The sequence below is a fragment of the Sphingobacterium olei genome, from assembly GCF_005048855.1.
GTDB classification, from domain to species: Bacteria; Bacteroidota; Bacteroidia; order Sphingobacteriales; family Sphingobacteriaceae; genus Sphingobacterium; species Sphingobacterium olei.
The window spans coordinates 267,998-282,042 of sequence record NZ_SUME01000006.1 but is presented as its reverse complement, the minus strand read 5'-3'; the positions used below and the strand labels follow the sequence as shown (position 1 = coordinate 282,042).

Genomic DNA, 14,045 nt, shown 5'->3' with positions numbered 1-14,045 from the left:
GTATATCTTTGTCGGACAGCTCGTACAAAAGCCGAAAAATAATAATGAAAAATCTGACATTCAAGGATGCCACATACAGCGATTTAGAAAGAATCGTAGAAATATATAATACAACTATAACTTCACGAATGGTCACCGCAGATACGGAACAGGTGACCGTAGACAGTCGTCAAAAATGGTTTGATGAACACAGTCCTTCAAAAAGACCCTTGTGGATTGTACAGGATGCCGATAACCAAACTATGGGTTGGGTGAGCTTCCAGTCCTTTTATGGACGTCCGGCTTATGATGCCACTGTGGAGATAAGCATCTATCTAGACACGAATGTGAGGGGAAAAGGTCTGGGAAAACAAATACTACAGTATAGTATGGATCAAGCACCAAAATTCGGAATAAAGACGTTGCTTGCATTTATTTTTGCACATAATGAGCCTAGTTTGAAACTGTTCGAACATTTTGGTTTTGAAGACTGGGCCACGTTACCTCATATAGCAGAATTGGATGGTCAAGAACGGAGTTTAAAAATTTTAGGAAAAAGGATTGCATAAAAACCCAATTTATCAAATGGATATCAAAAAAGTAATCTTCGCTTATTAGAAAGCATATTTTTTTTAGCTTTGCTTAAATTTCAACACCGTATTCGCATGAAGAACGTAAAAATCATAACATATCTTGCACTTGGAAGTGCGCTGGCATTTGGAGCTTGTACGAATAACGCAAATCCTAAGGAACCTACAACAGTAAATGGACATGACGGACACGACCACAGTCACGAAGGTCACGAACACAGTCACGCAGATCATAATCACGCCGTAGAACCGGCCATAGATTCTCAAAAGGAGGTGTCTACCGCTGCTGTAAAAACAGCGGATCCAATTCCAAATATACCCCCTTTCACTTTTTATAAAGTAAAATCGGGAGTTTCATTCACAAATGCAGACCTTCCGAAAGGAAAGAAAACCATCTTTGTACTTTTTGATCCGGGATGTCATCATTGCCGCGACGAAGCTGCTGCGCTCGCTAAAAATTACAATAAACTCAAAGATATCAACCTTTATTTTGTATCGATGAATGACCCGGCATTAATGGCCACATTCTTAGAATCATTTGCAAAAGAATTGGTAGATAAGCCAAATGTACAGGTACTGTACGACAGAAATCAAGACTTTATTCAAAAATTCCATGTACCAAGTCAATTCCCAGCAAATTATGTTTACGATGTGAATGGTAAACTTCAATCGTATTGGGAAGGTGATAAAAACATCAATGAAATCATTACTTTATACACGAAGTAAATGAGAATTGCCATAAATGGTTTCGGACGTATCGGTAGGCATACGTTACGGAATCTAATCACGAGGGGAATTGAAAATGTAGAAGTGGTGGCCATTAATGATCTCACGGATGCGAAGACACTCTCCCATTTGTTCAAATACGATTCTGTTCATGGCGCCTTTCCGGGGACAGTGAGCTATACAGAGAATAGTATTCGTGTTGATGCGCACAGTATCAGCACGCTCAACATTAAAAATCCAACGGATTTGCCGTGGAAAGAGCTGAATATCGATGTCGTCATAGAGTCTACCGGTTTGTTTACAACAAAAGAAAAGGCTAGTCAACACCTAACGGCGGGAGCGAAACAGGTCATTATCTCTGCACCGTCTGCTGACAAGGAAATTCCTACTGTCGTGTTGGGCATAAACGACTGTGATTTTGACTGGAATGCGCCTATCTTTTCAAATGCCAGCTGCACCACCAATAATGTGGCTCCATTAGTAAAGATATTAGATGAAAATTGGCAGATTCAAGATGGGTATATTACGACTGTACATTCGATGACAGGCGATCAAAATCTGCATGATTCTCCTCATCGGGATCTCCGTAGAGCGCGGGCAGCTTCCTCTTCCATTATCCCGACAACTACCGGAGCAGCTAAGGCCATCACAAATGTATTTACGCACTTAGAAGGTAAATTAGGGGGGGCCGGTATCCGGGTACCGGTACTCAATGGATCGCTTACTGATTTCACATGTACACTTTCAAAAAAAACGACGGTAGCCGAAATCAACGCTAAATTTAGAGAAGCAGCAATGCACGAACTAAAGGACGTTTTGTATTATACCGAAGATCCGATTGTATCTGTCGACATCATCAACAATCCATATTCTTGCGTATTTGACGCACAGCTTACGTCTATCGTAGGCAGACTGGTTAAAGTGGTCGGCTGGTATGACAATGAATTTGGCTACTCCAACCGATTGGTCGATATCTTGGATAAGTTGAGCAAAAGATGATCCGTTTTATACAACCTGAACAGACACTACCGTTACGTTCGCTTGTACTACGTAGCGGACTTTCAGAAGATCAATGTATCTTTGATCATGATCTCCTGCCGACAACCTTCCATATGGGGTATTTTGACGACAGCGACAGGTTAGTTTGTGTACTGACCTGCATGAAAGAAAATCACGGTAAATTACCTAAAGCCGGCTACCGGCTAAGGGGTATGGCTACACATCCCGACCATCTGCGGAGAGGTTATGCCGGAGATCTTTTGAGAGCTGCAGAATTGCATTTAAAAACGCAATTACAGGTAGATTACCTGTGGTTCAATGCCCGATCGGTCGCCTTTCCTTTCTATGAAAAATTAGGTTTTGAGTTTATGTCGGATGAATTTGATATTCCCGGAATCGGCCCGCACAAAGAGATGTTTAAACTCTTGTAAATTACATTTCCCGTTCCACGCCTAATCCAAATAGCGCGAAATCGTATTTGACAGGATCTTGCGGATCCAATAACCTTAGGTTTTCTGTCAGTTCGATTGCCGTTTTCCAATTCACTTTTTCCAAAGTGATCAAATGAAATTTGCGTGCCACGCGTTCGACATGGACATCGCAGGGCGCAATCAATTGACTGGGTAAAATACGGTTCCAAATTCCAAAGTCGACACCATTTTCATCTTTGCGCACCATCCAACGAAGAAACATATTGAGGCGCTTACATGTTGACTTTTGAAGCGGTGAACTGATATGTTTGCGTGTTCTTAAAGGATAATCAGGCAAGGAAAAGAAATAGTTTTTAAATTCGTTTAAAGCCGTCTCTACAGAAATCGCTTGAGTCCCCTCCTGCCCTATTAAAAAGGCATCTTCCAACGAATCAAAGCGACGATAATGATACTGAAAAAACGAAATAAAATAAAGTAAGTCGGTATCGTTAAAAGTGCGGTGCTTGAATCCCAGCAGGCTTTTGAGGTCTTCGTCCTTGTGGTTGAGAATAAAATGATACGGGTCTCCATTCATGCGGTCGATCAGCTCCTTACATTTGTTAATAATGGTCTTCCGTTGCCCCCAAGCCAGTATAGATGCAAAAAAGCCCATTATTTCGATATTCTGCTTCTTTGAAAACAGATGGGGAACACAGATCGGATCGTGGGTGATGAAAGCAGGTCGATTGTACTCCATCACCTTTGTATCTAAAAAGTTTTTAATATTAAAATCTGGCATTGTTAAGGGGTTAGAAGGTGAAGTTGTTAAGGAGTTAAGTCGTGAATTCAACTTTACACCTTTACACTCTAAGACAATACCTGTTTCAAATCTTCGATCAGGTCTTCCGCATCTTCTATTCCCACCGATAAACGCAATAAATTATCTACTACACCCACTTTTTCCCGTGCTTCTTTGGGGATCGAACCGTGCGTCATCGTAGCCGGATGGTTGATTAAAGACTCGACCCCTCCCAGTGATTCAGCCAGGGTAAACACGGTAAACCGCGAAGCGATCCGAAAGGTTTCCTGTAGATCAGCGTCTTTTAATACGATGGAAATCATGCCACCAAAATCTTTCATTTGCTTCTTCGCAATATCATGGCCTGGATGGTCTTCAAACCCTGGCCAGTAGATTTTCTCTATTTTTGGATGGTTTTTCAAGAATTCAGCCACTTTTCGTCCATTTTCGCAATGTGCCTGCATCCGTAAGTGCAACGTTTTGATTCCCCGCAATGCCAAAAAAGAATCTTGCGGACCGGGCGTACCACCTACTGCGTTATAAAAGAAGAACAATTGTTTATATAGGTCTTCAGCATTTAAGATTAGGGCCCCCATTACCACATCGGAATGTCCATTTATATATTTTGTAGCCGAATGCATGACAATATCCGCGCCTAAATCCAACGGATTCTGTAAGTATGGAGAAGCGAATGTATTGTCGACAACATATAATATATTGTTTTCCTTCGCAATTTTACCAATTTCCGCTATGTCTGCCAATTTCAACGTCGGATTCGTTGGTGTTTCAACCCAGATTAATTTTGTCTTTTCGGTTATCCCGCGACGAACTTCTTCACTGTCGGATGTATTCACGAAGACAAATTTGATCCCATACTGTTCGTACACTTTCGTGAATATACGGTACGACCCACCATATAAGTCGTCTCCTGTTACAACTTCATCTCCAGGTTTTAACAAACGCAACACACAATCTGTCGCCGCCATACCACTAGAGAATGCTAATCCAAATTGACCGTTTTCGAGTGCGGCTAAACAATCTTCCAACGCCTTGCGGGTGGGATTAGTACCCCTCGAGTATTCAAAACCTTTATGATCTCCGGGAGAGGCCTGCTTGTAAGTAGAGGTCTGATATATAGGTGTCATTACCGCCCCTGTGCTGGGGTCTGCATGTTGACCGGCATGGATAGCCTTTGTTGCAAATTTATATGCCATAGCTTTCAGTTTGAATGCTTAAAAGTATTAAAAATTTAAAGGAGAAGGGTACAAAAATGTATATTCTAACGTTTGAATGACGCGATCAGAAGATACTATTTTTTGTGTCGTCTGCTCAGGTTCAAAAGATGTGGGTAACTCGTATCCATATTTGGCGGCTGATGCGACTATCACTTCTTTTTTTGATGGGTGTTCAGGACAAACAATATTAAACAACCTATGTTCGAAATCCATAGCGAAAGCCAGGAAAACAAGCTGTATCACATCTTGTAGATGAACAAAATTTGCGGGTTGTTCACCTGTTGTACAGATTTTACCAGCAAAATACTTGGCAAATATTCGATTCTTTCCGAAAAGCCCGCCCAACCGGAACACGATCGTCTGCGACAGCGATGTCATCTTTTCTTCTGCTAGAAAGAGTAAAGGATTTAAAGTTTCCTGATCGTTGAAATCCTCATCGATCCGTCCTTCAATATGAGGATATATACCAATCGAACTCAAGAAAATATGTTTGCCGTATTGCAACAGGCTAATAACACTCAAAACGTTATCAAATCGTCGCGATACGGTCTCGATCGTGTTTTTTGAACTGGCGGGAACACTTGTCAAAATATAATCAAATGTATCGGGCAAAAAATCCGGCACACTCTTGTCAACGTCAAAATCCTTGAGGAACGCAAAAATACCATCGCTTTTTAAACGATAACACTTATCTGTATTCGTTGTACTAGCCCATACTTCTATTCCCCGATTTCGGCATTGGACAGCGAAATCCGCTCCTACCCAACCACAGCCTAAAATAAGTATTCTCGTTGTCTTCAGATTTATCCCGTTTTATTTTTGACTAACCACTAATCACCAGTAACAAATCACTAGTCACCGGTCACTAATCTAATATGCTTTCGCAAAAAGTACACGTTGTACAGATGGTTTACCCGTAAAAATACAGATTCCCTCTTCCTCTTTGTTGTCCAACGGAATACATCGAATAGTAGCTTTCGTTTCTTCTTTTACACGTTTTTCCGTTTCTACGGTGCCGTCCCAATGACAAGAAATAAATCCACCTTTTGTTTCAAGGATCTCTTTAAACTCATCATAAGAATTCACTTCCGTAATATGACTGTCTCTAAATTTAAGTGCCTTTTGATAGATATTGACCTGAATTTCATCCAATAGGCTTTCTATTTTCGCGGAAAGGCCTTCCTGCGCAACCGTCTCCTTGGTTTGGGTATCACGTCGAGCCAATTCCACTGTCCCGTTTTGCATATCACGAGCACCGATCGCCACACGTAGAGGCACCCCTTTCAATTCCCATTCCGCAAATTTAAACCCTGGGCGTTGTGTATCCCGATCGTCAAATTTAACCGATATATCTATCCCTTTGAGCTCCGCCATCAGGTTATCGACGAAGGCATCTATCGTTTCTTTCTCTTCTTCTGTTCTGAAAATTGGCACAATTACGACTTGAATTGGCGCTAATTTAGGAGGTAGTATTAGTCCTTGGTCATCCGAATGTGCCATCACTAGTGCCCCCATCAAACGAGTGGATACGCCCCATGAAGTAGCCCAAACGTGCTCTAGTTTTCCTTCTCTAGACGTGAACTTCACGTCGAAAGCCTTTGCAAAATTCTGACCTAAGAAATGGGAGGTTCCCGCCTGCAATGCTTTTCCATCTTGCATTAACGCTTCGATACAATAGGTATCCAAAGCTCCGGCGAATCGCTCATTCTCGGTCTTGCGGCCACGGATTACCGGTACCGCTAATATATTTTCGGCAAATTCGGAATAGACATCCAACATGCGTTCTGCTTCTTCAATAGCTTCTTGCTCCGTAGCATGTGCTGTATGGCCTTCTTGCCATAAGAATTCAGCCGTCCGCAAAAACAAACGCGTACGCATTTCCCATCTTACCACATTGGCCCATTGATTTACTAAAATAGGAAGATCTCTATACGATTCTATCCAACCTCTATAGGTATTCCAAATAATCGTTTCGGAAGTCGGTCTAACAATTAATTCTTCTTCTAATTTTGCATCTTCGTCCACAATGATATTGCCATTACCGTCATTTTTTAGACGGTAATGTGTCACTACGGCGCACTCTGTCGCAAATCCTTCTACATGTGAAGCTTCTTTTGAGAAAAAAGACTTGGGAATAAATAGTGGGAAGTAGGCATTACTATGACCTGTTTCTTTAAATCTTTTATCTAAGATAGCCTGCATTCTTTCCCATATTCCATATCCATAGGGTTTAATGACCATACACCCTCTCACCGCGGAGTATTCAGCTAAATCTGCTTTAATTACTAAATCATTATACCATTGCGAATAATCCTCACTACGGCTTGTTATTCCTTTACTCATTTAGATTTTTACTATTTATTTTGTAACAATATGTTATAGATTCCCGTTTTTTATAATGCTTCTTGGACAGGGCAAAAATTAAATTAAGATTTTATTTATATTTTTGTTAAACGGCGTTAAACCCTGATTTAAAAACTGCGTCTAAGATAATAAAATAAGACTGGATTATCTAAAGACTCTGGAAGGAAAGATTATCATGAAAATAAAAACAAATAGATTATTAATAGGCGGATGGGCATTGGCACTTGTTGCGGCACTTAGTTCCTGTTCCGCTAGTAAGCAAATAGCATACAAGGATGATGTATACAACAATCAATCCCAAGCTATTGCCGAAGCAACTTATCAAAGTCCTGATTATTATTATACAGATGAAAATTATGTGGAAGAAGAATCAGTGGCAAATCAAAACGGATATTACGCTGACGAATATTCTGATCAAGAATATATGGAGGGTGAGTATGAAGATTTAGAATACGCGAATCGGATCAACCGCTTTTATTATGCGACTCCAGGTATGGGCTATTATGATCCTTTTTTTGACCCTTGGTATGGTTACGGTGGATTTGGATTAGGATTCTCCAATTGGGGATGGGGATCTGGCTGGTCTATGGGCATGGGATGGGGCAGTCCATACTTCGGAATGGGATGGGGAAACCCTTATTATGGAATGGGATGGGGCTATGGCGGTTTCGGTTATGGCGGATTTTGGGGACACAATTCCTTCTATAACAGTTGGGGGCATCCATATTACGGATACGGATATGGTGGCTTTCCAAGCTACGGATATGGTGGCCGATCTTCACGTGTATCGGAAAGATCTGTTTCAAGAGATCGATTTAATACAAGGGCACGAAGTTCTAATGTAAGATCAAATAGTGCAGTAAGCCGCAATGCAAATGGACGTATTGTCACTGGTACTAGAAGCGGTTCAAGGCGTAATACAGAAGGTGTTAGTTCTTCGAGAACAACAACTGGAACACGCGTAGGTACTACAAGAACAACGAACGGAACAACACGCTCTGCGGTTGGGTCGAGAAATACAACAGACGGCAGAAGAGCTACGATAGGTTCTCCTAATAATGGTACGCGTACTTCGACTGCACCGAACGGAACGCGGACTTCTACCACCGGTACAAGAACGTCGACTACGCCTCCAGCATCATCTAGACGTACGGAATCGACGCCGCAGCGAAATTCGACTCCTCCACCGGCATCTTCTACTCCGTCTAGATCATCTAACAGCGGTGTTTCACAAAGTCCTCCTCCGAGCAGAAGCAGTGGATCCTCTATGTCTAGCGGAAGTTCATCAAGAGGAAGTTCTGGCGGCGGTGGTGCGACAAGATCATCCGGGTCATCAAGACGATAACGAAGCAAGTAAATATATCCCAATAGCCAATATCTGTTAAATTATATTGGCTATTATTTTAACAACATACTATTCAATAATGAGATTAAGAAACTTCATATTATCCGCATTCGTTGCGAGTACATTTTGGGGAACCGTTCAAGCTCAATCCCTAGGCGATGCCATTTTATTTTCCCAGGAAAACAACGGTGGGTCTGCGCGTTTTAAAGGATTGGGAAATGCACAGACAGCTTTAGGCGGCGACATTAGTACCATTGCTGGAAATCCTGCTGGATTAGGATTCTTTGGACGTTCGGATGTATCCGTAACATTTAATTACCTTCAGAACCAAAACAAAACTGCATTCGAAGGTCTTAGTACGACGAGTAATAAAGGCAACTTTGGTATCGATCAAGCTGGTATTGTTTTTCATTTTCCAACACGTAAATCGGGTAATTTAAGTAGTGGCATTCTAAATTTTAATGTAGGATTGAGCTACGACAAAACCCAAAACTACAACAACCATTTAACATATGAAGGCAATAATATGAATTCATCTATCGTGAATGCGTTGACAGATATCATGGACGGAAACCCCGACTTTACCAATGATTTTAGTGGTTCGAACATGGTTGAACGTTTTGGTGATGCTACATTGGGGTATTTTCCTCTAGCCGTAGAAAACGGTTCCAAAAACCAATATAATGACATTCTTCAAAAAGGAAACCGTTCCAAAACAGCTATAGCTTTTGGCGCCAACCACAGCAATAAATTGTATTTTGGAGCTACGCTGGGAATTACATCTTTCCGTTATGAAAGATCTTCTCAATTTATTGAAAACGGATGGACAAAGGACAGAGCAGCTATCTTGGAGGACAATCCAAATTCTGATTTCGCAGATCCTACCAACGATAAATATGACTTTGTAGAGGCGAGTTACGAATTGTTTGATAATTTTTCACAGGTAACTGAAGGTTCTGGTATCGACCTAAAGTTAGGTGCGATATATAAGCCTACCGCAGATTGGAATATTGGACTGACCATCACTACGCCTACTTGGACAACTGTAAAAGAAGATACTCGAGCATATACCGATATCGATTTTTATGATAATGAAGCGGCAACAAATGCCTTTTCATCTTATGAATCTGAATTTTACGACAGCGCTACGGACTACCAGTTAAACACACCTTGGAAATTTGCTTTAGGTGCCACTAAATTCTTCAGTAGAGGATTAATTACAGCCGACGCAGAATATATTGATTACAGTACGATAAAATATCATACACTCGGCAGCAGAGTTCCGGCTAACGGCAGTATCTACAATACACTTAACGAGGACATTAAGGATGAATACCAAGGTGCTGTAAACCTACGTGTAGGTGGCGAATATTTGTTCAATAACATTGTAAGTGGAAGAGCTGGTTTTAACTATTTTGGCAACCCATATCAATATGCAGACGACACCAATTACAGCGGTAGTTTAGGATTAGGTTTTAAGATAACAAATTCTGCTTATCTAGACGTTGCCGTAGTACATCAGGTAAATTCGTACAAACAAAACCCATATACCATTAATGAATCGTTTTGGGGAGTGGCAAGTCCGGTAGCGAGTATTGACCATAACCGTACCAATGTACTTTTGACATTAGGTGCAAAGTTTTAAGAAATACCATCAATAGCAGAGCCAGTCCGTTCGGGTTGGCACTGCTATTTTATCTAGATCTAGAAATAATTAACCCGTTCACTTTCTAAATCCGCTTCTACTTTTATATGTTGATATTGCGACATACAATAACTCGTAGCGGGCAACAGCATAAAAACAAAAACTCCCCACCAAAAACTAAGTAAATTCCCCACAAGGATACTTACTAGCAACACAAAAATGGGGTACGAAAAAAGTAAAGCTCCAAAAAGCAACGAATCATAAAAGATAGTTCCCTGTGTTTTCTTAGCAATATAATTCTTCCATAATTTATAGAACCAATATTGGGTGTAGTAGCCAATTTTAGCAGGAACAAATAACATTTTTTTCTTATTTTCTGCCAATGCATTTGGTTGCAAAGGAGCTCCCGGCATATTCTTTTTCAACTCTTCTTGAGTAAGCGCAATAATCGATTCAATTTGTAAAGAACCGTTTTCAATATATTCTGTCGAATCGATAGTATACAACGCCTCAATAGACACGCTCTTGGGAACGCTTAAAAACGAATTATAATTTAAGGCATAAGGCTGTATCTGTATAGGGATGTTCCGTTTATAAGATCGTTCTAAAAGTGCAGAAAGACCATTCTTCATAAATTGCTGCAGATACCAAAGATTGTGTGATTTGCCTTCCGGAAAAATGAGAACATGCTTACCATCCCGTAAAATTCGCACACATTCATCATAAGTAAATTCATTTTTTATGGTATGTTCAGGATCATCGGACTTCTTGTAGATCGGCAACATATATAACGATCGCAATACAACATTAATAATGGGATTTCGAAAAATATCCCCTCTTACCAGATAATGAATTTCTTCGGGTGCATGGGCTGCTATCAACAATGCATCAAAAAAAGAATTTGGGTGATTGGAAAGAATAAGTGTGGGGCCTTGAAACTTCGCCCTTTCCAAATGCAATGGTCTTACATCAGCAATATACCATTGTAGTCCGATTTTGATAAAATTTCGCAATAGAAAATAAAGCATATTTAATACATATGTTATAAATGTAAATAAATTTATGCACAAACTATTCCAAATTAATCCTCGCGCATGGATTCCGTGATTTTTTGAATATTTAAACTATTTGCCATAGCGCTAAAAATACGATGGTATGTATCTTTATTATCATACAATTCTTCGTGCGTACCGTCTTCTATAACCCGCCCCTTTTCCATTACAATAATATGTTCCGAATCAATTATTTGGGAAATGCTGTGTGATACAACAATCACCGTACGCCCTACCTTGATCGCGTCGAGGCTGTTTTTAATCTGCTCTGTTGCAATAGCATCTAAATTAGCTGTAGGTTCATCCAGAAAAATAATAGGTGGATTCTTTAAGAACATGCGTGCAATGGCAATCCGTTGCTGCTGCCCACCAGATAACAGGTGCGCTTCCGAATTGTATCCGTTCTGTAATTCTAAAATCTGCTCGTGGATATATGCCTGCTTTGATGCTTCAATAACCTCTTCCATCGTCGCATCGATTTTTCCATAACGGATGTTATCGGCTATACTTCCTTTGAAAATATGATTCCGCTGTAAAACGAGTCCCACATTTTCGCGCAGAAACTCCGTATCGTATTCCTTTAAATCGACGCCATCGAGCAAGATCCTACCCGTTGTGGGTTCGTAAAACTTGTCCAATAAATTTATTATCGTACTCTTTCCTGCACCCGACAGTCCGACTAAAGCCGTATTCTGATTGGGTTTGATGATCATATTTACACCGCTCAGTGCTTTGTGGCCGTTTGGATACTCGAAGTCAACATGTTGAATTTCTATTAAACCTTTAATGATAGCGGGACGATATTTGCCACTTTGTTCTTTTTGATCATCTGCTTCCAATATACCAAAAAAACTTTCCGAATAAATTAACGCATCGTTTACTTCATCATATATGCGATGTAATTGTCTTATAGGCGCTGAAACATTGTTAAACAACATAATATGAAACATAATCGCGCCTAGCGTCATTTGCTCATTAAGCACAAAATACGCCGTCAAAATAATGACAATTACAATTCCGATCTGTTCAATAAATCCTTTGATGCTATCAAATAGAAAACTCGTTTTACGCGTGGCCATTTGATTCTCTGTCATATCATATTGAATCTTTTTGTGCCGATCGGCCTCTATTTTTTCAGTGACAAACGATTTAATAACGGTGATCGAATCTATTAAGTTTATAATTTGATTACTCTTATTTTCACGATAGCTACGCATATTACGACGGAACCCCGATAATCGCTGTGCCTGCATCTGCGAAACGAAGAAGTAGATGGGAATAATAATCAAGCCTACCAGCCCTACGTAAAAATTGGCCAGGAACATACAAACCAATGCAACAATAGCATTGGCGAACAGCGGTAAAATATCAATAAAAAAATTCTGCACTAATCGGGTGAGCGAACTGATCCCGGCATCTATCCGGGTCTGCAGTTTACCCGATTCATTGGTAGTAGATGTATAAAATGCCAATTTATAGGTCAAAATTTTATCGACGATAGCTTGAGAAAAATCTCGTGCTATCATAATACGCAACTTTTCGCCGTAAAACTTCTGACCGAACTGGACACATGAATAGATGATTTCTTTAGCCAAAAGAACGATGGAAATAATTCCCAAAAGATGAACCCCCTGCCCTAGCGGCGTCCGGGCGACCAGCAAGTCGCTAATACTATCTACCGTATATTTCAATATAAAGGCATTTACCTGCGCAGCAAAAGAACCGATAACGGTTAGTATTAACGTATAAAAAATTAAATTTTTGTAAGATTTCGTAAAAGGAACTATCTTTTTAAACAGCTGCGATATCGTCATACTAATTAAACATATTCATTGATTAATAGTTTAATCAAACTATCTAAAAACTACACACCAACCTTACTTCTTAAACACTAGAGTCGCTTTATTAGCGTTCTACAGGAATCGAAAACAGACCACTATTCAGACTTACATATTATAGTTTCTATACCTAATGAATCAAACAATTCTTTAAATTTTGGAGGAATATCGTCACTGATAATCATATCTATTTTAGAAAAATCCACAATTTTTCCGAAACTTTTACGGCCAAATTTACTGGAGTCTGCAAGAACGATCACCTGTTGCGCTACGTCAATCATTTTCATATTCAATATGGCTTCCTGCGCATTGGTCGTAGAAATACCAAAATCTAAGTCTATCCCATCTACACCCAAAAACAACTTCGAACAGAAAAAATGGTCAAGTGTACTGTGTGCATATTGACCTGTTACGGAAGTCGACGTCTTTCTTACAGCGCCCCCCAATTGAATAATCTCGACATTATCATGTTTAATGAGTTCCAACGTTACATTCAACGCAGACGTTACCACCGTGAGGTTGCCCTGCGGAGCCAACTGGCGTGCGAAAAACTGTGTCGTCGTTCCCGATCCGATAATAATCGAATCGTTGTTGATTACCAGGTTAGAAGCTGCTTTTGCAATCCGTATTTTTTCCGATTCATGAATTTTTTCTTTCTCAAAAACGGTTCTATCGGTTTGATATGGATTCTGCGATGTCGCACCACCATGTGTACGATACACCAGTCCGCTGTCTTCCAAAAACTGTAAATCCTTTCGGATTGTTACAGAAGAAACTTTTAAATCTTCACATAAATCCAATACAGAAACATGTCCGTCCTGCTTTATCTTCCGTATAATATATTGATGGCGCTCAACATTATTCATATAATATGTATCTGTTTTTAAAGGTTATAGTCAATACCCGCGGATATATACTGTGTTGACATACGGTGCACGGGTATTTCATATTTCTAATGTAAGGAACTTCTTCAACAAAAAAGACAAAATTATTTTTTCTTTCACAAAGTTTCGTTTATTTACGATTTTTAATATATTTACAAAATAAATAAAACAAAAACATC

General features: G+C 40.0%; 13 protein-coding genes. 6 read left to right on the top strand and 7 right to left on the bottom strand.

All coding sequences use genetic code 11. From position 1 onward, the window contains the following. The first annotated feature begins 44 nt into the window (after positions 1-44). The 4 genes from FAZ15_RS15925 to FAZ15_RS15910 all read left to right on the top strand — a co-directional run bounded on the left by FAZ15_RS15925 (position 45) and on the right by FAZ15_RS15910 (position 2,725). The gene (locus FAZ15_RS15925) at positions 45-548 is read left to right on the top strand and encodes a GNAT family N-acetyltransferase (protein ID WP_202912421.1); all 504 of its coding nucleotides are present in this window, start codon (positions 45-47) and stop codon (positions 546-548) included. Positions 549-644: 96 nt separating this feature from the next. Further along, positions 645-1,295: a peroxiredoxin family protein gene (locus FAZ15_RS15920; protein WP_136902307.1), complete on the top strand. Its 651-nt coding sequence runs from the start codon at positions 645-647 to the stop codon at positions 1,293-1,295. Continuing rightward, positions 1,296-2,294: a type I glyceraldehyde-3-phosphate dehydrogenase gene (gene gap, locus FAZ15_RS15915; RefSeq protein WP_136902306.1), complete on the top strand. Its 999-nt coding sequence runs from the start codon at positions 1,296-1,298 to the stop codon at positions 2,292-2,294. Further along, positions 2,291-2,725 (top strand): GNAT family N-acetyltransferase, encoded by a 435-nt coding sequence (locus tag FAZ15_RS15910; RefSeq protein ID WP_136902305.1) that lies wholly within the window; start codon positions 2,291-2,293, stop codon positions 2,723-2,725. Before gap ends, FAZ15_RS15910 begins: the two co-directional genes overlap by 4 nt. 1 nt (position 2,726) lies before the next feature. Here FAZ15_RS15910 and FAZ15_RS15905 read toward each other — a convergent pair whose 3' ends face one another. From FAZ15_RS15905 to proS, 4 genes are all read right to left on the bottom strand, one after another. After that, a complete protein-coding gene (locus tag FAZ15_RS15905; RefSeq protein WP_136902304.1) occupies positions 2,727-3,503 on the bottom strand; it encodes a TIGR02757 family protein in 777 nt (258 codons plus the stop codon). A 68-nt stretch (positions 3,504-3,571) separates the two neighbouring features. Next, positions 3,572-4,717 (bottom strand): cystathionine gamma-synthase, encoded by a 1,146-nt coding sequence (locus FAZ15_RS15900; protein WP_136902303.1) that lies wholly within the window; start codon positions 4,715-4,717, stop codon positions 3,572-3,574. 27 nt (positions 4,718-4,744) lie between these two features. Beyond that, positions 4,745-5,326, bottom strand: coding sequence for a Rossmann-fold NAD(P)-binding domain-containing protein (locus tag FAZ15_RS15895; protein ID WP_238387279.1), 582 nt, complete (start codon positions 5,324-5,326; stop codon positions 4,745-4,747). Between the two features lie 282 nt (positions 5,327-5,608). Further along, positions 5,609-7,081, bottom strand: coding sequence for a proline--tRNA ligase (gene proS, locus FAZ15_RS15890; protein ID WP_136902301.1), 1,473 nt, complete (start codon positions 7,079-7,081; stop codon positions 5,609-5,611). A 196-nt stretch (positions 7,082-7,277) separates the two neighbouring features. On the opposite strand from proS, the gene FAZ15_RS15885 reads away from it, so the two are divergent. Together FAZ15_RS15885 and FAZ15_RS15880 are read left to right on the top strand one after the other, a co-directional pair. After that, positions 7,278-8,447 carry a hypothetical protein gene (locus tag FAZ15_RS15885; RefSeq protein ID WP_136902300.1) on the top strand — a complete coding sequence of 390 codons (1,170 nt, stop codon included), beginning with the start codon at positions 7,278-7,280 and terminating at the stop codon, positions 8,445-8,447. Positions 8,448-8,526: 79 nt separating this feature from the next. Then, entirely contained in the window at positions 8,527-10,092 is a 1,566-nt protein-coding gene (locus FAZ15_RS15880; protein ID WP_136902299.1) for an OmpP1/FadL family transporter, read from the top strand. Between the two features lie 59 nt (positions 10,093-10,151). Here the strand turns inward: FAZ15_RS15880 and FAZ15_RS15875 are convergent, their stop codons facing one another. From FAZ15_RS15875 to FAZ15_RS15865, 3 genes are all read right to left on the bottom strand, one after another. Then, positions 10,152-11,120 (bottom strand): 1-acyl-sn-glycerol-3-phosphate acyltransferase, encoded by a 969-nt coding sequence (locus FAZ15_RS15875; protein WP_136902298.1) that lies wholly within the window; start codon positions 11,118-11,120, stop codon positions 10,152-10,154. A gap of 53 nt (positions 11,121-11,173) precedes the next feature. After that, positions 11,174-12,958, bottom strand: coding sequence for an ABC transporter ATP-binding protein (locus FAZ15_RS15870; RefSeq protein WP_136902297.1), 1,785 nt, complete (start codon positions 12,956-12,958; stop codon positions 11,174-11,176). 122 nt (positions 12,959-13,080) lie between these two features. Then, positions 13,081-13,848 (bottom strand): DeoR/GlpR family DNA-binding transcription regulator, encoded by a 768-nt coding sequence (locus tag FAZ15_RS15865; RefSeq protein WP_136902296.1) that lies wholly within the window; start codon positions 13,846-13,848, stop codon positions 13,081-13,083. Positions 13,849-14,045 lie beyond the last annotated feature (197 nt).

Bases quoted from the DNA above. Each gene is read 5' to 3' on its own strand.
- FAZ15_RS15925 (WP_202912421.1), top strand. From the start codon at position 45: ATGAAAAATCTGACATTCAAGGATGCCACATACAGCGATTTAGAAAGA.
- FAZ15_RS15920 (WP_136902307.1), top strand. From the start codon at position 645: ATGAAGAACGTAAAAATCATAACATATCTTGCACTTGGAAGTGCGCTG.
- gap (WP_136902306.1), top strand. From the start codon at position 1,296: ATGAGAATTGCCATAAATGGTTTCGGACGTATCGGTAGGCATACGTTA.
- FAZ15_RS15910 (WP_136902305.1), top strand. From the start codon at position 2,291: ATGATCCGTTTTATACAACCTGAACAGACACTACCGTTACGTTCGCTT.
- FAZ15_RS15905 (WP_136902304.1), bottom strand. From the start codon at position 3,503: ATGCCAGATTTTAATATTAAAAACTTTTTAGATACAAAGGTGATGGAG.
- FAZ15_RS15900 (WP_136902303.1), bottom strand. From the start codon at position 4,717: ATGGCATATAAATTTGCAACAAAGGCTATCCATGCCGGTCAACATGCA.
- proS (WP_136902301.1), bottom strand. From the start codon at position 7,081: ATGAGTAAAGGAATAACAAGCCGTAGTGAGGATTATTCGCAATGGTAT.
- FAZ15_RS15885 (WP_136902300.1), top strand. From the start codon at position 7,278: ATGAAAATAAAAACAAATAGATTATTAATAGGCGGATGGGCATTGGCA.
- FAZ15_RS15880 (WP_136902299.1), top strand. From the start codon at position 8,527: ATGAGATTAAGAAACTTCATATTATCCGCATTCGTTGCGAGTACATTT.
- FAZ15_RS15875 (WP_136902298.1), bottom strand. From the start codon at position 11,120: ATGCTTTATTTTCTATTGCGAAATTTTATCAAAATCGGACTACAATGG.
- FAZ15_RS15870 (WP_136902297.1), bottom strand. From the start codon at position 12,958: ATGACGATATCGCAGCTGTTTAAAAAGATAGTTCCTTTTACGAAATCT.
- FAZ15_RS15865 (WP_136902296.1), bottom strand. From the start codon at position 13,848: ATGAATAATGTTGAGCGCCATCAATATATTATACGGAAGATAAAGCAG.